19 protein-coding genes are annotated in these 18,392 nt (G+C 67.5%); 13 read left to right on the top strand and 6 right to left on the bottom strand.

What is annotated here, in order from left to right:
* Positions 1-37: 37 nt before the first annotated feature.
* From ACN0WF_RS06700 to ACN0WF_RS06680, 5 genes are all read left to right on the top strand, one after another.
* On the top strand, positions 38-553 hold the full coding sequence (locus tag ACN0WF_RS06700) for a phage tail protein (RefSeq protein ID WP_417772026.1): 516 nt from the start codon (positions 38-40) through the stop codon (positions 551-553).
* Between the two features lie 51 nt (positions 554-604).
* The gene (locus ACN0WF_RS06695) at positions 605-1,120 is read left to right on the top strand and encodes a phage tail protein (RefSeq protein WP_417772025.1); all 516 of its coding nucleotides are present in this window, start codon (positions 605-607) and stop codon (positions 1,118-1,120) included.
* Between the two features lie 12 nt (positions 1,121-1,132).
* Positions 1,133-1,651: a phage tail protein gene (locus ACN0WF_RS06690; RefSeq protein ID WP_417772024.1), complete on the top strand. Its 519-nt coding sequence runs from the start codon at positions 1,133-1,135 to the stop codon at positions 1,649-1,651.
* 91 nt (positions 1,652-1,742) lie between these two features.
* On the top strand, positions 1,743-3,011 hold the full coding sequence (locus tag ACN0WF_RS06685) for a hypothetical protein (RefSeq protein WP_417772023.1): 1,269 nt from the start codon (positions 1,743-1,745) through the stop codon (positions 3,009-3,011).
* 1 nt (position 3,012) lies between these two features.
* Entirely contained in the window at positions 3,013-3,591 is a 579-nt protein-coding gene (locus ACN0WF_RS06680; protein ID WP_417772022.1) for a GNAT family N-acetyltransferase, read from the top strand.
* A 40-nt stretch (positions 3,592-3,631) separates the two neighbouring features.
* Here the strand turns inward: ACN0WF_RS06680 and ACN0WF_RS06675 are convergent, their stop codons facing one another.
* Together ACN0WF_RS06675 and ACN0WF_RS06670 are read right to left on the bottom strand one after the other, a co-directional pair.
* On the bottom strand, positions 3,632-3,934 hold the full coding sequence (locus ACN0WF_RS06675) for a DUF6916 family protein (protein WP_417772021.1): 303 nt from the start codon (positions 3,932-3,934) through the stop codon (positions 3,632-3,634).
* A gap of 36 nt (positions 3,935-3,970) precedes the next feature.
* A complete protein-coding gene (locus tag ACN0WF_RS06670) occupies positions 3,971-4,405 on the bottom strand; it encodes a hypothetical protein (RefSeq protein WP_417772020.1) in 435 nt (144 codons plus the stop codon).
* 189 nt (positions 4,406-4,594) lie between these two features.
* Between ACN0WF_RS06670 and ACN0WF_RS06665 the strand changes: the two genes are divergently transcribed.
* The 3 genes from ACN0WF_RS06665 (at position 4,595) to ACN0WF_RS06655 (ending at position 7,564) form a co-directional block, all read left to right on the top strand.
* The gene (locus tag ACN0WF_RS06665) at positions 4,595-5,380 is read left to right on the top strand and encodes a SapC family protein (protein WP_417772019.1); all 786 of its coding nucleotides are present in this window, start codon (positions 4,595-4,597) and stop codon (positions 5,378-5,380) included.
* Between the two features lie 280 nt (positions 5,381-5,660).
* Positions 5,661-7,121, top strand: coding sequence for an MATE family efflux transporter (locus ACN0WF_RS06660; RefSeq protein ID WP_417772018.1), 1,461 nt, complete (start codon positions 5,661-5,663; stop codon positions 7,119-7,121).
* Positions 7,118-7,564: a glyoxalase superfamily protein gene (locus ACN0WF_RS06655; protein WP_417772017.1), complete on the top strand. Its 447-nt coding sequence runs from the start codon at positions 7,118-7,120 to the stop codon at positions 7,562-7,564. Before ACN0WF_RS06660 ends, ACN0WF_RS06655 begins: the two co-directional genes overlap by 4 nt.
* Positions 7,565-7,647: 83 nt before the next feature.
* Here ACN0WF_RS06655 and ACN0WF_RS06650 read toward each other — a convergent pair whose 3' ends face one another.
* Entirely contained in the window at positions 7,648-8,211 is a 564-nt protein-coding gene (locus ACN0WF_RS06650) for an invasion associated locus B family protein (protein ID WP_417772016.1), read from the bottom strand.
* Between the two features lie 273 nt (positions 8,212-8,484).
* Between ACN0WF_RS06650 and ACN0WF_RS06645 the strand changes: the two genes are divergently transcribed.
* The 5 genes from ACN0WF_RS06645 to ACN0WF_RS06625 all read left to right on the top strand — a co-directional run bounded on the left by ACN0WF_RS06645 (position 8,485) and on the right by ACN0WF_RS06625 (position 14,921).
* Positions 8,485-9,069 carry a TetR/AcrR family transcriptional regulator gene (locus ACN0WF_RS06645; protein WP_417772015.1) on the top strand — a complete coding sequence of 195 codons (585 nt, stop codon included), beginning with the start codon at positions 8,485-8,487 and terminating at the stop codon, positions 9,067-9,069.
* Complete coding sequence (locus tag ACN0WF_RS06640; protein WP_417772014.1) at positions 9,066-10,232, top strand: efflux RND transporter periplasmic adaptor subunit; 1,167 nt, start codon at positions 9,066-9,068, stop codon at positions 10,230-10,232. The genes ACN0WF_RS06645 and ACN0WF_RS06640 overlap by 4 nt, the downstream gene beginning before the upstream one ends.
* A 179-nt stretch (positions 10,233-10,411) precedes the next feature.
* Entirely contained in the window at positions 10,412-13,558 is a 3,147-nt protein-coding gene (locus ACN0WF_RS06635; protein ID WP_417772013.1) for a multidrug efflux RND transporter permease subunit, read from the top strand.
* 210 nt (positions 13,559-13,768) lie between these two features.
* Positions 13,769-14,401, top strand: a complete 633-nt coding sequence (locus ACN0WF_RS06630) for a LysE family translocator (RefSeq protein WP_417772012.1) — start codon at positions 13,769-13,771, stop codon at positions 14,399-14,401.
* 7 nt (positions 14,402-14,408) lie between these two features.
* Entirely contained in the window at positions 14,409-14,921 is a 513-nt protein-coding gene (locus ACN0WF_RS06625) for a hypothetical protein (protein WP_417772011.1), read from the top strand.
* Between the two features lie 32 nt (positions 14,922-14,953).
* Here the strand turns inward: ACN0WF_RS06625 and ACN0WF_RS06620 are convergent, their stop codons facing one another.
* Genes ACN0WF_RS06620 through ACN0WF_RS06610 form a run of 3 tightly spaced genes read right to left on the bottom strand, consistent with a single transcriptional unit; the run spans position 14,954 to position 18,392 of the window.
* On the bottom strand, positions 14,954-15,913 hold the full coding sequence (locus tag ACN0WF_RS06620; RefSeq protein ID WP_417772010.1) for a sugar-binding transcriptional regulator: 960 nt from the start codon (positions 15,911-15,913) through the stop codon (positions 14,954-14,956).
* Between the two features lie 29 nt (positions 15,914-15,942).
* Complete coding sequence (locus tag ACN0WF_RS06615; RefSeq protein ID WP_417772009.1) at positions 15,943-17,376, bottom strand: acetoin dehydrogenase dihydrolipoyllysine-residue acetyltransferase subunit; 1,434 nt, start codon at positions 17,374-17,376, stop codon at positions 15,943-15,945.
* A gap of 2 nt (positions 17,377-17,378) precedes the next feature.
* On the bottom strand, positions 17,379-18,392 hold the full coding sequence (locus ACN0WF_RS06610) for an alpha-ketoacid dehydrogenase subunit beta (protein WP_417772008.1): 1,014 nt from the start codon (positions 18,390-18,392) through the stop codon (positions 17,379-17,381).

Below are 18,392 nucleotides of genomic sequence, written 5' to 3'. Positions count from 1 at the left end.
ATATACCCCTACTGGCACAGAACGGGAGGTATGCGCCATGGCAGAACCATTTCTCGCGGAAGTCCGCATGATGGGTTTTAATTTCCCGCCACGCGGCTGGGCTTTCTGCGACGGCCAGATCCTGCCGATCAACCAGAACCAGTCGCTTTATTCCCTGCTCGGCACCACCTACGGCGGCGATGGCCGTACAACCTTCGCGCTTCCCGACCTGCGCGGACGCACGCCGATCCACGTCGGGCGATCCGATGGCGGCGCCTTTCACAACGAGGGGCAGAAGTCGGGCGAGGAAACCCATACGCTCAGCGTCAACGAGATGCCGCAGCACACCCATACGGCCGACGCGATCTCGGGTCCCGGCACAACGCCCATTCCGCAAAATGCCTATCTCGCCGACCTTCCCGATGGCTACACGGACCCCGGCGCGAACCTCACCAGCCTGCGCGGCAACACGGTCATCCATGTGGGCGGCAGTCAGGCGCACCAGAACATGCAGCCCTATCTGACGGTTTCGTTCTGCATCGCGATCCAGGGACTTTTCCCCTCGCGCAACTGAAACAGCGCCAGGCGCATTCCGCCCAAACCGTTTTCCGGGAGGACCCAATTCATGTCAGAGCCCTATGTCGGCGAGATCCGCATGTTCGCGGGCAACTTCGCCCCGCGTGGCTGGGCCTTTTGTGATGGCCAACTGCTGGCCGTTTCGCAGAACGATGCCCTTTTCAGCCTGCTCGGCACCATCTACGGCGGCGACGGCCGCACCACCTTCGGCCTGCCCGACATGCGCGGGCGCATCCCCCTCCACCAGGGCCAGGGCCCGGGACTGTCCGAGCGACGCATCGGCTCCAAGAGCGGCGCGGAGACGGTGACGCTGACGGTGAACCAGATGCCGAGCCATGGCCATGACTTCAGGGCGATGCAGACCCCCGGCACCGACGATACACCGATGGGCCGGGTGCTCTCCGAGCAGATCGCGCCGATCTTCACGACGGAAACGCCGATCACGAACATGGCCCCGAACGCGCTCAGCCATGTGGGCGGCAGCCGCTCGCACCCGAACATACAGCCCTATCTTTGCGTGAATTTCATCATCGCGCTTTTCGGCGTGTTTCCGAGCCGGCACTGAGGGAGGCCCGTCATGTCTGAACCCTTCATCGCGGAAATCCGCATCTTCGCGGGCAATTTCGCCCCGCGCGGCTGGGCCTTCTGCAACGGTCAGCTTCTGCCGATTGCGCAGAACACGGCGCTGTTCTCCCTTATCGGCACCACCTATGGCGGGGACGGGCGCACCACGACGGCACTTCCCAACATGGAAGGGCGTGCGCCGATGCACTCGGGGCGGGGCCCCGGCCTGTCGTCCCGCCGGCTCGGCGAGCGCGGCGGCACCGAGACGGTGACCCTGACCGAGGCGGAGTTGCCCAACCACTCGCACTCGCTTTTCGCCAGCACAGCGATTTCGGACGAAGCCCAGCCGTCGTCCACCGTCACGTTCGGCCGGGCCAGAAGCCTGGCCTACGCCACCGGATCGGCGAACACGAACATGGCGTACCAGACGATCACCGCCACCGGCGGTTCGCAAACCCACAACAACATGCAGCCCTATCTGGCGATGAATTTCATCATCGCGCTTCAGGGCCTCTATCCGTCGCGCAGTTGAGAGACCGGCACGCGGGGCGGTTCAGTATCCCGCGTGCCCTTTCAGGCCACAGGCGACGACCGGCCCCGGCCGGCAGACAGGGAGAACACGCATGAGCCAGACACGGCAAATCCCCGGCGAGCATGGGGACCTGATCGACATCGAGGTCGGCGAGACCCCCTTCGCGGAACTGTCCCGTCTGATGATGGTCGGCATCAGTGCCGACAACAACCAGCTGGTCTGGACGGCGCAGGCCACGCCCAACGGCCCGTGGACCGGGACGCTGACACCGGTTGACACGGGGTACGCCTATATCGTGCTCGGCACCGGATCGACGCTGGACGGGCGCGTTGCCATGGTCGCCCAGACCACCGGCTCGCCTGCGTCCGTTCACTACATCGACGAAGCCGTCCAGCAGGCGCCAGGCGGCGGCCAGCGCTGGAACGCGCCGCACGACCTGGGGATGCCCGACGGCCTCGCCGGTTTCCAGCAGCTTGTCCTGGGCCGCGGCCCGTCCGGACGCGTCGAGGTTTACGGCGTCGACGCCGACAGCGGAATCGTGTGGTGGTGCTACCAGAACCCGATGACCACCGAGACACGGACGGAAACGGTCACGCCTCCGGGCACGGACACGCCGATCGAGGTCACGGTCGAGGTTCTTGTCCCGCCCGCAACGCTCTGGAGCTCCTGGGTCGGGCTGCCGGCCGGCGACGTGGCTCGCATCAGCCTCGTCAACGACGCCAGCGGGCGCATCATGCTGATCGCCATCGGTCGGAACCCGGACGAAACCCCGGTCTACGTGAACGCGCAGACGGCCCTGCAGGCGCTCGACCTCGGCGACTGGACGGGCTGGCAGCGCGTCGACGACGCCGCCAGCGGCACGGCCAAATCGCTGCCCTGCGGCATTCTTGACGACACGGACGCGGTCAACATCTTCATGGTGTCCTCGGACAACGAGGTCTCGCAGTTGCGCCAGGCCGTTCCCGACGAGGAAGGCTGGTTGGAATGGACGAAGCCCGGCCTGACCAGCGCCACGCTGATCAATGTGACCAGCGGGTTCGACGGTGACGGCCTCATCATGCTGGTCGCCGATGCGCAGGACGGCGGCGTATGGGCAAACCTCCAGACCCATGTGGCGGGCCAGCGCTGGAACGGCTGGGAGAAGATCGCGACGGCGTCCGGCTTCGGACAGGCGGCGATGGACTACAATTCCGACGGGCGGCTGAGCTATTTCCTGGGCGCCTCCCAGAACAACTCGGTGTCGGTGATCAGCCAGGCCGCGCGGAACTCCACGACTTGGGGGGCCGGCTGGAGCCAGATCGCTCCCTCCGGCATCCTCACCTACGGCATCGTGCACGATCTCACCCCGCCCGAAAGCTGAGATGACAAACGCGGATGCAGCATCGGTGGGCGCGCCCCTCACGCCGGCGGAGTTTCCGTCGGCGCACGGGGCGGGTCTCGCCCTTCGCGCCTTCACGGCCGACGGCGTCAGTAGCGCGGATCTCGCGTTCCTGAGCCGGCTATATGCGTCGACGCGCGCCGAGGAACTCGCTCCCGTGCCCTGGAGCGAGGCGGAAAAAGCCGCCTTCCTCGACATGCAGTTCCACGCCCAGCACACCCACTACATGCAGAACTACCCCGACGCCGCGTGGTTCATCATCGAGCGGGAGGGAGAGGCGATCGGCCGGCTCTATCTGGAGCGCTGGCCCTCGGAAATCCGCATCATCGACATCGCACTGCTTCCGCTGGCGCGCGGCAACGGCCTCGGCGCGGCGCTTCTGGCGGATGTTCTCGCGATGGCGGAGAGGGAAGGACGTGCCGTGGGCATTCACGTGGAGCACAACAACCGCGCCATGGGCCTCTACCGGCGGCTCGGCTTCATCCTCGTCGAGGACAAGGGCATCTATCATCTGCTGCGCTGGCGGCCGGGCACTGTGGCGGCGTCCGCCGCCAACGGCTGATCCTGCGCATGCACCGTTCTCGGACGCGCGCGAAGGCGGATCAGGTGAAGACCGCCTCGTAGCGGGTTCCCGTCTCGTCCTGGTAGACGGGAACCAGAAACAGCGCCAGCGCCGCATCGCCCTCGATCTCGACTTCATGCAGCCCCTGGTCGACCATCGGCGTGGGCGGTCCGTCGAACAGCACGGAGAAAGCGCCACCGTCGCGGGTGCCATGGTTGAGCCGCGTGACCGTGGCGATGGCCAGGTCCATCGTCTCGCCATTGGCGGAAATCCGCGCCTTGCGGTCCATCCGCGCCTCGAAGTGCTCGGCCGTCAGGCCCGCCAGTTGCTCCAGATCCGCCATGCATCCCCCCTTAGGTATGACGCGCATTGCCGCGCTTCAGTTCTTTGCCCCTTGCGGCCCCCTGCGCACGATGCGCGGCACCGGGAAGACGCCGAAGCCAAGATCGATGACCCGTTCGCGCCGACCGGCGCTTGCGCCCTTCACCGGCGCCTCGGCCGCCGAAGACAGGGCCGCACCGCTGCGGATGCCCTCCAGCGTGGCGCCGATCAGGTCGGTAAAGCCGCCCTGGTTGAGGCCCGCGAGCATCGCCAGCGTATTGGCCGCGGCCTCCGCGAAGGACCATCCACAGTCATGAAACCGACAGCCGGAAATCACCGGAATCGCACCGCCGCGATAGACAAGGCGGCAGTTCTCGAAGGCGCAATCGCGGAACTCGCCGCCATCGACGACAACGGTCTCGCCGCGAAACACACGCCCGCGATGAGACCCGGCGGCAACCGGTTCCGTCCTGTCCTGCCCTGTGTCGCCCATGCTCGCCGCGTCCCCATTCGATCTGCGGCGATCCTAGTGCGCTTCGACCCGAGGTGGAAGCGCGGATCCGCCTCGCGCCTTGCGCGGTACGCCCCCCTAGGCAACGCCGATCAGGAACGCTAGAACTCCACCCGATCCTATTTTCGACCAGACCATTCGCGCGGCAGCGCCCGGATAAGGACATCTGAGATGACAGACGCAGAAACCACGTCGGGAACGCCGGCAGCCCCCAATGGCGCCGCAACGACGGGGACCGCGAGCCTGCCGCTGTTCTACAAACGCCCGGAGGCGCTGCGCTCGGAGACCCACGCGAAGCTTGGCGTCTCGCTTGCCCCCGACTACCGTTTCGCCGCCGGCATCCATGCCGTGCCGGTCAACGCGGTCGAGTTCGCCCCGCTGTCGCTGCACTATCCGGTGGTCTTCGCCGCCGGCACCAATCCGCCCGCCGCGATCGCCGTCCTCGGCCTGCGCCGCGACCGCAATCTCTTCGTCGATGCGGACGGGGCCTGGGCGGCGGACACCTACATTCCCTCCTATGTGCGCCGCTATCCCTTCATCCTGGCGCGCAATGACGATGGCAGCGAGTTCACGCTCTGCCTCGACATGGCCAGCGACAAGGTGAGCAACAAGGCGGAGACGCCGCTGTTCGAGAACGGCGAGGCAGCCGAGATCGCGCGCAAGGCACTCGAGTTCTGCATGGCTTTCCAGCGCGAGGCGCGCGAGAGCGAGGCCATGCTGGCGAAGATCGCCGAGCACGATCTGCTGGTGCAGAACGAAGGCCGCTTCACCCTGCCCTCGGGCGAGGTCCTGACGGTCAACGACTTCCGTGTCGTCGAGGAAGAACGGCTGAACGCGCTCAGCGACGAGGCCTTCCTCGACCTGCGCCGCGCCGGCGCGCTGCCGGTGATCTACTGCCACCTGCTGTCGATGCGCAACTGGCCGGCGCTGTTGCGCCTGTCCGCCGCGGCCGCCTGAGCACACCAGACCGCGCAAGACGGTCTCCCGCGCGCCGACCGTCCACGCCGACCGTCCGCCCCGACCGCCCCGCCCGAAGGCCAACGGTCGGGGCCTTGCGCATTGACAAGGCCCGTCCGGGTGGACTAACTGCCAGGCTTAAGGTCTCCGGCACCTGCCGCCTGCGGACGAAAGTCACGGTGAAGCCGGACATCGCAAGACGATCCTCACCCTCGAAGCGTTTCGTCGGTGGGCAATGCAGGCCCCCATCCCTGTCGAGACGCTCCATGAGGAGTGAGAGATGTCTGCCGGACATTCTCGGGATACCTGTGCTCGCCCGAAAGGGCCCTCTCCAAGCGTCGCCCGCCCCGCGACGCCATCCCCGGACAGCCCCTTTCTGACCGGTTCTCCCGGCCGGGTCTTCATCGCCACCGCGCTGCCAATGACCGTCGTCATGGCCATGAACGGCCTGCTGAGCATCGCCGATGCGGTCTTTCTCGGCCGTTTCGTCGGCGCCGACGCCATGGCCGCCGTCAGCCTCGCCTTTCCCGTCATCATGCTCGCGATCGCGCTGTCGACGCTTGTCAGCGGCGGCATGTCGAGCCTTCTCGCCCGCCACCTGGGCGCCGGCGGGCGCACCGAGGCCGAGGCGCTTTTCGCCCGCACCCATGGGCTCTCGCTTTGTGTGTCTCTGGCGCTGATCGCGGCGTTTTTCACCGTCGGGCCGCGCCTCGTCGCGGTGACGGCGCCGGAAGCCCCCCCGGTGGCGGACATGGCCCGGATCTATCTGGCGATCACGATCCTCGGCACCCCCGTCCAGTTCCTGCTCGCCGTGCATGCCGACACCTGGCGCAACGAGGGGCGGGCCGGGTTGGTGGCGGCGCTTTCGGTCATCGTCACGCTCGCCAACATCGCGCTGAACGCGCTGCTCGTCATCGGCCTCGGGCTCGGCGTCGCCGGCGCGGCCGCCGGCACGGTGCTGGCCCAGGCGCTCGGTCTCGCCCTTCTGGTCGGCCTGCGCCTGCGCGGATCACATCCGGTACGGCTCGCGGCGCTGTGGCGCAATCGCTGGCACGGGGGCTGGAGCCGGATCCTGGCGCTTGGAGCCCCCGTCAGCCTCGGCTTCGTCGGCATCGCCCTTGTTTCGGCAACAGCGATCGCCGCCGTGCGGGCAAGCGCGGGCGACGACACTGCCGCCGTCATCGCCGCCTATGGCATCGTCACCCGCCTGTTCGGCTTCGCCTTCCTGCCGCTGATGGCGCTGGCGCTTTCCACCCAGAGCATCGTCGGGGCCAACGCCGGTGCGCGGCAGCACCGGCGCTGCGACCAGGTCCTGCGGCTGGCGCTGGCCATCGCCCTCGCCTATTGCCTGGGCCTTGAGGCGCTCTGTCTCGGCAACGCCGACGCGGTCGGAGGCTTTTTCGTCGGCGACCGACAGGTCATCGGGCTCACGGGCGCGATCCTGCGGCCCATGGCCGGGCTCTACGTCCTCACCGGGCCGGTGCTGGTGCTGGCCTTCTACTTCCAGGGCGTCGGCCAGCCGCTGCGGGCTGCGGCGCTCACGCTGGTGAAGCCGTTCCTGCTCGTGCCCGTCCTGATCACCGCGCTCGCCACCTTCCGGGGCAGCGCCTCGATCTGGTACGCTTTCCCGCTCGCCGACGCGGCGGTCGGACTCGTTGCCGCGGCGATCCTCGTCGACGCCTGGCGCAGGACGCCCGCGACCGGCGGGTTCGGGCTTGCCACGCAAGGGAGGGCGGCATGAGCGTTCCGACACGTGCCGAGGCGAAGGCACAGGCAAAGGCGCTGCGCAGGGAACTCGCGCGCCGCGGCACCGAGATCGGCCATGCCGAGGCGCTGGAACTGGTGGCGCAGCAGCACGGCGCCCGGGACTGGAACACGCTGCACGCCCGGCTTTCCGACGCCGGGGAGGGCGGGCCGGCGGAGCCCTTCCGCCTCGGCCAGCGGGTGCGCGGGCGCTATCTCGGACAGGCCTTTCGCGGCGAGATCACCGCGATCGCGCGCGCCGGCTCCGGCCGCCACCGGGTCACCGTGCGCTTCGACACGCCCGTCGACGTCGTCCGCTTCGACAGTTTCTCGGCGCTGCGGCGACAGGTGAACGCACTGGTCGGCGCGGACGGGCGCTCGCCGAGCCGGACCTCTGACGGCGTGCCGCATCTCGTGCTCGAACCGGAGGACGCGGCGTGAAACGCAAAGGGGCCGGCCGAGGACATCACGTCCCGGCCGGCCCCATTTTTCTGGAAGCGACGCAAAGCCCGTGCTGCGGCGGCTCAGCCCTTGAGCTGGCCGTAGGCGGCAGTGAAGCCGATCAGCGTCACCGGAATGGCGAGATCCTTTTGCTGGGCGGTCTTGAAGCCGATCACCAGCCGCTCGCCCTTCTTCATCTGCGCCAGCAGCTCGTCGGAAATGGCCATGCCGGCATAAGCGCCGTTGGCGTCGCTGGTCTGGATAACGAGCGGCACTTCCTTGTTCTCGTCAACCTTGATCACCGCGCCCGCCGGCAGGAACACGCCATGCGGCAGCGCCAGCACCAGGGCATGGTTCGGCGCGCCCTCGCGCGGCTCGACGACGATGGTCAGAAGCCGCTGGCCGCTGTCCTTCATGACGATGTTCTGCAGCGCGCGGCAGTGCTTGGGGGTGTCGTCCTTGGGCTCGCTGCATTGCACCACCCAATTGGCCGGCGTCTTGTCGCCGCCAGCAGCGGGTGCGTCGGCCGACTGCGCCAGCGCGGCGGAGCCGGAAACCAGAGCCGCCGACAGGAGAGCCGCGCCGACAAGGCCCGCGCGGAAAAAACGGCGCGCGCAGGCAACCGCAACGAAAGAAGAAAGGGGCATGAGATATCCACGATTGACGAAGAAAAAATGGGCCGCGCCGAGTTTAAGAGGCAGGCCGACAAGCGGTCAATGCTCCGTGTCGACGCTTTCCACCTCAAGCTGCAACGCGGATCTGCCGCAACGGTATGCGCCAAGCGCGCCGATGGCTGTCGCGGCAGGCGAACAGCCGGGCGAATGGCGGTCTGACGATTTCGATAACTCGTCAGAAACACCTTTTCTTCGCCGCGAAGCACATATATATAACCGTCCGGTTGGAAATTATCCGGAGACGGCATGGGCCGCAAACGCACGATCTGCCGCGAGGCCCTGCTGGATGCGGTGGCGCGTGTTGTCACACGCGACGGCGCCACGCGTCTGACGCTCGAGGCGGTCGCCACCGAGGCTGGCATCAGCAAGGCAAGCGTGCTCTACGACTTCGGCAACAAGTCCGCCCTGATCCGTGCCCTCATCGAGCGCAAGGTGGCGGAAAAGGAAGGCGACGCGCGACGGGTCGCCGAGAGCCTTGGCGGCGCTCCCAACGCCGTCGTTCACGGGCGCATTGCCCTGGCCGCGGATCCGGTCTCGAACCAGGACCGCGCCATGACTTTCGGCCTGCTGGCCGCGCTTGCACAGGAAGAGGAGCTGTGCGAGCCAATCAGGCAGGCCTACAGCGACGTGCTCTGCGACATTCGTTCCACGTCGCAGAACCCGCGCGGAGCCATGCTGGCGTTCCTGGCCCTGGAGGGGCTGCGTTCGATGGAATGGCTGGGACTGCACAGCTGGGCGCCGGAGGAGCGCGCAACCCTGCTTTCGGAAATTGGCTGGCTGGTCGAACAGCGACCGGACGCCCCTCGTATGTCCAAGAGGTCGACTGAATGAGAAAGAATTTGATCGTCATTCTGGCGGCGGCCGCGCTCCTGGCCGGCTGCAACGACGAGAGCCAGACAAAGGACCAGGGCGGCGCGCCGGCGATGCCGCCTGTCGGCGTCAGCATTGTCGAGGTCCAGCCCGAGACCATCCCGATCACCAACGAGCTTCCCGGCCGCATCGCCGCGACCCGCATTGCCGAGGTGCGCCCCCGCGTCTCCGGCATTCTGGTCGAACGCGTCTTCGAGCAGGGCGGCATGGTGAAGGAAGGCGACGTGCTCTACCGCATCGATCCGGAGCCGTTCAAGGTGCAGGTGGCAAGCTCCAAGGCGACGCTGCAGCGCGCCGAGGCCACCCAGCTCCAGGCCCGCCAGCAGGCGGACCGGCAGAAGGAGCTGCGCGAGCGCAATGTCGCCAGCGCCTCCGCGCTCGAGAGCGCGGTCGCGACCCTGGCCCAGGCCGATGCCGATGTCGCCCAGGCCCAGGCGGGGCTCGCCGCGGCCGAGCTGAACCTGCACTACACCGAGGTCCGCGCCCCGATCTCCGGGCGCATCGGCCGTGCGCTGCTGACCGAGGGCGCGCTTGTCGGCTCCGGCGGCTCGGAGATTCTGGCCACCATCCAGCAGCTCGACCCGGTCTATGCCGATTTCACCCAGTCGGCCAACCAGTTGCGCCAGTTGCGCCGTCTGTTCGCCAGCAACACGCCGAACGGCAACGCCGCGAGCGAGCTGACGGTGCACCTGCTCTATGACGACGGCACGCCCTACGAACACGAAGGCAAGCTGCTGTTCTCGGAAGCGGCGGTGGATGCCACAACCGGCCAGATCACGCTGCGCGGCGAGTTCCCCAACCCGAAGGTCGACCTGTTGCCGGGCATGTATGTGCGCGTGCAGATCGAGCAGGGCGTGGCAACGGAGGCTCTCGCCGTGCCGCAGCAGGCGGTGCAGCGCAACGCCGGCGGCCAGGCGCAGATCTATGTGGTCACGAGCGACAACAAGGCCGAGCTGCGTTCCATCGAGGCCGGCCGCGTCGTCGGCACCCGCTGGATCATCTCCAAGGGTCTCAAGGCCGGCGACAAGGTTGTTGTCGAGGGCTTCCAGAAGCTGCGTCCGGGCGCTCCCGTGTCCGCCACGCCGTGGAAGCCCATCGATCCGGCCACCGTGGCGGTCAAGTAACACGAACAAGACGGCCGCCGCCCCTCGGCGGCCGTTGCCTCTCCAGCGGTCGCGGCCTCCCCCGCCCGCTTCGCCCGCCGGGCGCCGAATGGCGCCCGCGCCTCGTATCCCCGCCGCCCGCGCGGCGTCCGGCGCGTCTCTCCGCGATCCGCGCACGGAGCTTGCAAGGTTGGATTGACATGCCGTCCTTTTTCATCGACCGGCCGGTCTTTGCCTGGGTGATCGCGATCTTCATCACGCTTGGCGGTGTGATCGCGATCCCCTTCCTGCCGATCTCACAATATCCAAGCGTGGCTCCGCCGCAGATCCAGATCTCGACCAACTATCCCGGCGCCTCGCCCGAGGACGTGTACCTCAGCGTGACACGGCCGATCGAGGAAGAGATCAACGGCGTCGAAGGCCTGATCTATTTCGAATCCACGTCGGAATCCTCCGGCCGCATCTCGATCACGGCGACATTCCGCCCCGGCACCGTCGTCTCCCAGGCGGCCGTCGACGTGCAGAACGCGATCCGCCGCGTCGAGTCGCGCCTGCCGCAGGCCGTCACCCAGCAGGGCATCGACGTCGAGGAGGCCGGCGCCGGCTTCCTCATGGTGATCGCGCTCACGTCCGCCGATGAATCGCTCGACGTCATCGGCCTCGGCGACTACGTCAGCCGAAACGTCATTGGCGAGTTGCGCCGCGTCGACGGCGTCGGCAAGGCCGAACTGTTCGCCACCCAGCGCGCCATGCGCGTCTGGATGGATCCCGACAAGATGCTCGGCCTCAACCTGACGTCCAACGATGTCATCGCCGCCATCCAGGCCCAGAATGCCCAGGTCGCAGCAGGACGCATCGGCGCCCAGCCAAACCCGATCACGCAGCAGATCTCCGCCACCGTGCAGGTCAAGGGCCAGCTCAGCTCCATCGAGGCCTTCGGCGACGTGGTGCTGCGCGCCAACCCGGACGGCTCGACCGTGCGTCTGTCGGACGTGGCGCGCATCGAGATCGGCGGCGAGAGCTACAACTTCTCGACCCGCCTCAACGGCAAGCCGAGCGCGGCGATCGGCATCCAGCTTTCGCCGACCGGCAACGCCATGGCGACCTCCGAGGCGATCCGCGGGAAGATGGAGGAGCTTTCGCGCTTCTTCCCCGAGAACATCACCTACGACATTCCCTATGACACGACGCCCTTCGTCGAGGCATCGATCGAGAAGGTGATTCACACGCTGATCGAGGCCGTTGCCCTCGTCTTCGTGGTGATGTTCCTGTTCCTGCAGAGCTTCCGCTACACGGTCATTCCGACCCTCGTGGTGCCCGTCGCCCTGCTCGGAACCTGCGCGGTGATGCTGGCGTCCGGTTTCTCGATCAACGTGCTGACCATGTTCGCGATGGTGCTGGCGATCGGCATTCTCGTCGATGACGCCATCGTCGTTGTCGAGAACGTCGAACGCATCATGGCCGAGGAAGGCCTGTCGCCACGCGAGGCGACCCGCAAGGCGATGACCCAGATCACCGGCGCGATCATCGGCATCACGCTGGTGCTGACGGCGGTGTTCGTGCCGATGGCCTTCTTCCCCGGCGCCGTCGGCGTGATCTACCAGCAGTTCAGCCTGACCATGGTGGTCTCCATCCTGTTCTCGGGCTTCCTGGCGCTGACCTTCACACCGGCGCTTTGTGCCAGCATCCTCAAGCCGGTTCCCGCCGAACACCACGAGAAGCGCGGCTTCTTCGGCCTGTTCAACCGGGGCTTCAACAAGACGACCCGCGGCTATGGCGGGATCGTCGGCTTCATGACGAAGCGCGCCGGCCGGATGATGGTGATCTACCTGGCCCTGCTCGTCGGCCTGGGCTGGGCGTTCATGCGCCTTCCCTCCTCGTTCCTGCCGGTCGAGGATCAGGGCTTCCTGCTCGTCAACGTCCAGGCTCCGCCGGAAGCCAGCGCCAACCGGACGCTGGAGGTGATGCAGACGGTCGAGAGCATCTTCGGCAAGGAAAGCGCGGTGACCCGCATCGTCGGCATCCTCGGCTTCTCCTTCTCGGGAACGGGCCAGAATGCGGGCCTTGCCTTCGTCACGCTGAAGGACTGGTCGGAACGCGGGCCCGAGGATTCCGCCGGCGCCATCGCCGGCCGGGGCAACGGCCAGCTCTTCCAGATCAAGGACGCGATCTCCTTCGCGCTCTCGCCGCCGGCGATTCAGGGCCTGGGCACCTCGAACGGCTTCACCTTCCGCCTGCAGGACCGCGGCGGACGGGGCACCGAGGCGCTGGCCCAGGCGCGCGAGCAGTTGATGGCGGCGGCCTCCGCCAGCCCGATCATCACCAACCTGCGCGTCGACGGCCTGCCCGACGCGGCGCAGGTCAACCTCCACATCGACCGCGAGAAGGCCAACGCCCTCGGCATCGCCTTCTCCGACGTCAACGCGACGATCTCGGCCAATCTCGGTTCGTCCTACGTCAACGACTTCCCCAACTCGGGCCGCATGCAGCGCGTCACCATCCAGGCCGAGCAGGAGAAGCGCATGCAGACAAAGGACCTGCTGCAGCTGTCCGTCAGAAACCAGAACGGCGGAATGGTGCCGCTGTCCTCCTTCGCCACGGCGGAGTGGACGAAGGGGCCGGCTCAGATCGTCGGCTACAATGGCTATCCCTCCATCCGCATCTCCGGCGAGGCGGCTCCCGGCTATTCGTCGGGCGACGCCATCACCGAGATGGAGCGGCTCGCCTCGGCGCTGCCGCAGGGCTTCGGCTACGAATGGACGGGCCAGTCGCTGCAGGAGATCCAGTCGGGCTCGCAGGCGCCGTATCTGATCGGCCTCAGCGTGCTCTTCGTCTTCCTGCTGCTGGCCGCGCTCTACGAAAGCTGGGCGATCCCCGTGTCCGTCATGCTGGTGGTGCCGCTCGGCGTCATCGGCTCGGTCACGGCCGTCACGCTGCGCGGAATGCCGAACGACGTCTATTTCACCGTCGGCCTGATCGCCATCGTCGGCCTCTCGGCCAAGAACGCGATCCTGATCATCGAGTTCGCCAAGGACCTGATGGCCGAAGGCAAGACGATGATGGAGGCGACGATCGAGGCGGCGCACCTGCGCTTCCGTCCGATCATCATGACGTCGCTCGCCTTCACGCTTGGCGTGGTGCCGCTCGCCATCGCCTCCGGCGCCAGCGCCGGCAGCCAGAACGCCATCGGCACCGGCGTCATGGGCGGCATGATCTCCGGCACGGTGCTCGCCGTGTTCTTCGTGCCCGTGTTCTTCGTCTTCGTCATGCGCCTCGTCGGCCGTGGCGACGCGACACATGACACGGCCGAGACGACGGCGAACGCCTCCGGCAAACCGGCGGAGTGATCCGCCCGGGGACAAGCCGGACAACGACATGAGGAGGGCCTCCGGAAGACATCATCCGGCGGCCCTTTTTTTTCATCGCAATCGCGAGACAGATTTTCGAAAATCACGTCGCCCGATTGCACGAAATGCCGCGAGATTGCATAGATTGTACGCGATGTGCGCCGCGCCCGGCCGGATGGCGGAGGCGCTTTATCAAGAAAGGCCTGCGTCATGAGCCTCGACCTTTGGCTTGTCTATCTTCTCGCCTCCTGCGCCCTCTCCATAACGCCGGGCCCCAACGGGCTGCTGTGCCTCAACCACGGGGTCCGCTACGGTTTCTCCCGCACGGTGTTCACCGCGCTCGGCTCGATCACCGGCGTGACTCTGCTGATCGGCGCCTCGCTGGCCGGCCTCGGCGCACTGATGCTCACCTCGGAGGTGTTGTTTTCACTGGTGAAATGGATTGGCGCGGCCTATCTGGTGTGGCTCGGCGTCAAGCTCTGGCGTTCGCCCGCCTTCGCCGCGCGGCTCGAGGAGGAGACCGGCAATCCCCGTGCCAGCCGACAGATCAGCCGGGCCCGCACCTTCTCGCAGGGAATGCTCGTGGCGCTGTCGAACCCCAAGGCGCTGATCTTCTTTTCCACCTTCCTGCCCCAGTTCATGCAGCCGGGCGTGTCGCTGCTCGTGCAGTTCGCCATTTTCGCCGGCACCTATGCCGTCATCGAGTTCGCCTATGAACTTGTCCTCGCCGGCGCCGCCGGCCGGCTCGCGCCCTTTCTCGAGCGCTGGGGGCGTGTCTTCAACCGCGTCACGGGCGGCGCCTTCATCGGCGTCGGCACCATGGTCGCGATTTCGCAGCGCTGAGGAGCCCATGACACTGTCCCCGTATGCGCGCCGCCTCGCGGTGACGTTGCTGCTCGCGCTTTCCGCCGCGAACCTGACGTTGATGGTGCCGGGAGGCCCCGTCGAGACGCGCGACTTTTCCGCCTATTCCCCGCTAGTGCTTGGCGCCTTCAACATCTTCCTGACGGTTCTGGGGATCGGCAGCTTCGTGATCGCGGGTCTTCAGATTGCCGGAAGGATCCGCGCACCAGGGCTCGCCGGGCTGTGCGGCCTCGGCTTCCTCGCGGTCTATGTCGCCGATCTCGCCGGGATATTCCCGGTCTCGCCGGTTGCCATGCCGCCGCTGTTGAGCCTGCTCGAGCAGCTCGGCACGGTGCTCGCCCTGCTGCTGATCGGCGCCGCGATCCTTGCCGGAAGCGCCGATCCGAGCCGACACGGCGGAACCGGCGCGGCGCGGCTGCCGCTGCCGCTTGTCCTCGCCCTCGGCGTGCTCGCCATCGCCATCGTCGCCTTCGCGACGCGCGCCGCCATGGGCGGTTGAAAGCACGAAAAGACTTGGGATTTCAGAAGGCTCTAGCCGATGAGCCAGCGCGCCGACTGTTCGTCGGTGATGAGCACGGTCGGCTCCAGCGTGCGGATCGAGGCGCGCAATGCCACCAGCTTTTCCTTGCCGCCGGAGATCAGGACCCGCTCCGGCGTCCGGCGCAGGCGCGACAGGCTGACCGAAATCGCCCGCTGGTTGACCTCGTGGTCGACCGTCTCGCCGCCCTCGCCGATGAAATTGTAGAGAACGTCGCCCACCGCCCCGGCATCGACCAGCGAGCGGCGGTCGGCCTCCGACAGATATCCGGTCCGGTAGCTTGTCGTCAGCGTCGAGATGCCACCGACGGAGATCAGTGCCATGTCGAGCTTATCGGCCATCTCGAAGATCGCGGCCAGGCCGCAACGCTCCAGCAGGGCGTGTTTTGTCTCCGGGCTATCGACCACGGCGGGTGCCGGTATCAGGAAGCCTTCCCCTTGAAAAAGCTCGGCAAATTGCCAGGCGAATTCGGCCGGGTTGAAGCGCCGGGCCGCCGCGATGCCGCCGAGAAGCGACACCACGCGGAAGTTGTCGAGCGTCTGGCCGACGATGAAGGGCAGCGTGTTGTAGAGGGTGCGTCCCCAGCCGACGCCGACCGTCATGCCAGGCTTCATCTCCGACGAGATGAAGGTTCCCGCCGCCGCCGCGATCACCTTCACCGGATCGCCGTCCGGATCGGCGAAGGGCGCGACGATCACCCGCGCGATGCCGTAACGGGTCTCGACGCCACGCTCGAGTTCGACCAGTTCGGCGAGCGGCGCGGAGATCGTCACCCGCACCTCGTTGCGACGGCGGGCATCGGCAAGCAGCCGCACCACCATCACCCGGTTGATGCCGAGTTGGCGGGCGATCTCGTTCTGGGTGCAGCCCTCGACATGGTAGAGCCAGACGGCGCGCGCGCGCAGGCGATCGGCCTCGCTCTGAGCGCCGATGGCATTTGACGCTGGCTGCATGTGCAAGGCTCCTTCCCGGCCGGATCCGATCAGGCGGAGGCCGCGACCCCGGCGAAGAGCCGTGTCAGGATCCGCGCGACGCGATCAGGGCATTCTATCTGCGGAACATGGCCCGCACCGCCAAGCAGATGAATACCGAAATCCCCGGGAACGGCAAGCGCCTGCCTGAAGGGAAGGATGTGATCCCGCCGCCCCCAGAGGATCTGCGCGGGCAGATCCAGCCGCGAAAGCGCAGGGCGCAGGTCAAAGGCCTGAACCCCGTCGGGAAAAAGGCTTTCCGCCATGGCGAGCTGGCACGCCCGAAGCGCCGGATCGCGCCGGGAGGCCATGGCGGCGCGGATGTAGGCGTCGCTTGTCGCCTCGGGCTCGGCCGTCAGCCGGCGCAACCAGGGACCCAGGCTTTCCTCGCGGCTCGCCCTGGCAACGCCGAACAGCGTCGCCGCGTCGATCTCCGGGCCAAGGCCGGCGGGCGATATCAGCGACAGGCTCGCGACCTTGCGCGGACGAATGTCGGCAAGGGCAAGGGCGAGCGCCCCGCCCAGAGAATGGCCGACGAGATGCACCGGTCCAAGGTCGCGAACGGCGTCGTCGAAGGCTTCGACGATCATCCGCGCAAGTCCGGGAAACCCGGAAATCCGCCGCTTCGGTGAACGACCGTGGCCGGGAAGGTCAATGCGCACGATCGTGCGCTCCGCCCCCAGCGCGCTGGCGAGCGGTGCCCAGGACTGGCTGTCGGCGGCAAAGCCGTGCAGCAGCACCAGCGGCAGACCGGCGCCATTGCCACGCCGGGTCACAGCAAGCGGCCCCGGCTCCGCGGCAAAGGCGGTGGCTCCCCCGGCCCCGGCGATCCCCGCCGATGACGGCTGGCGCGCGAGAGCGGCGACATCGTCCTTCTGGATGCGTCCGCGCGGGCCGGTTCCCGGCACATCGGCGAGCTCGAGCCCGCAGGCGCGGGCAGCCGCCCGTGCCGCCGGCGTGGCGCGAAGCCGCAGGTCACTGTTCAAAATGCCGCCGTCCGGACGGGCGGCCGGAAAATCGCCGGCAGGGAGAGACCGGCGATCCTCCGGGCCACCGCCCGACATCCCCGCGGCCGCTGGAGCGCCAGCGGCCGAAGCGGCCTCGCGCGCGTCCACCGCCGCCCCGGGGTGGGAGGGTTCGGCGTCGGATGACGCCGCACGGGGCGCGGCGTCAGGTGTTGCGGCAGGCGGATCGCCGACGGTTTCCCCTTCGGCGTAGAGCCAGGCGACAGGCGCGCCAACGGCGACCCGATCGCCCTCGCGCGCCACAATGTGGTGGAGACGACCGGCGGCGGGCGCCTCCACCTCCATGGCCGCCTTGTCGGTTTCGATATCGAACAGCGCCGCGCCCTTGGCCACGGTCTCGCCCTCGCCGACGTGCCACACGGAAACGGTGCCATGGGTCATGTCCATGTCCACCTTGGGCATGATGACTTCGACGGGCATCGTCAGACCTCGCGGCGCACGAGCCGGCGCACGGCGGCTTCGATCGTGTCGGTCTGGGGCACGGCGGCGCGTTCCAGGTCCGGGTTGTAGGGGATCGGCGTTTCGGCCCCGCCCAGGCGCAGGATCGGCGCGTCGAGGAAGTCGAAGGCATCGCTTTCGGCGACCATGGCGCTGATTTCCGCGCCGATGCCGTAGCTTTTCACGCCTTCGTGCACCAGCACCAGCTTGCCGGTCTTGCGCACCGAGGCGAGGATGGTCTCGCGGTCCACCGGGCGAATGGATCGCAGATCGACGATTTCCGAATCAATTCCGTCCGCGGCGAGCCTTTCGGCCGCCTCCAGCGCCCGGTGCACCATGATCGAGGCGGCGACGATGGTGACATCGGAGCCCTCGCGGCGCACCGCTGCCTTGCCGATGGGCGTCGTGTAGTGGCCGGCTGGCACGTGACCCTTCATCTTGTAGAGCAGCTTGTGCTCGAAGATCACCACCGGGTCCGGATCGGCCAGGGCGGCAAGCAGCAGTCCCTTGGCGTCCTCCGGCGTCGAGGGCTGAATCACCTTCAGGCCCGGAACATGGCCGAACCAGGCTTCCAGGCTCTGGCTGTGCTGGGCCGCGGCCCCCGTGCCCGAGCCGGAAGGCATGCGGAAGACGACCGGCACGGCGGCCTCGCCACCCAGCATGTAGCGCAGCTTCGCCGCCTGGTTGACGATCTGCTCCATGGCGAGCGCGGCGAAGTCGGAAAACTGGAACTCGAAGATCGGCTTCAGGCCGGTAAGCGCCGCGCCGACGGCGACACCCGCGCCGCCAAGTTCGGAGATCGGCGTATCCATCACCCGTTCCGGACCGAAACGCTCGACCAGATCCAGCGTCACCTGGAAGGCGCCGCCATAGACGCCAATGTCCTCGCCCATCAGCACCACCGCCGGATCGCTCTCGAGCGCCAGCGCCATCGCCTCGCGGATAGCCTCGGCATAGGAAAGCGTGCGGACCTCGTCCGCCTGCACAGTCTTGTTCAT

Origin of the sequence: Stappia sp. (genome assembly GCF_048268045.1) — a bacterium.
Lineage (GTDB): Bacteria > Pseudomonadota > Alphaproteobacteria > Rhizobiales > Stappiaceae > Stappia.
Note: the sequence above shows the minus strand (reverse complement) of the source record. Positions and strands in the feature narration are given on the sequence as shown.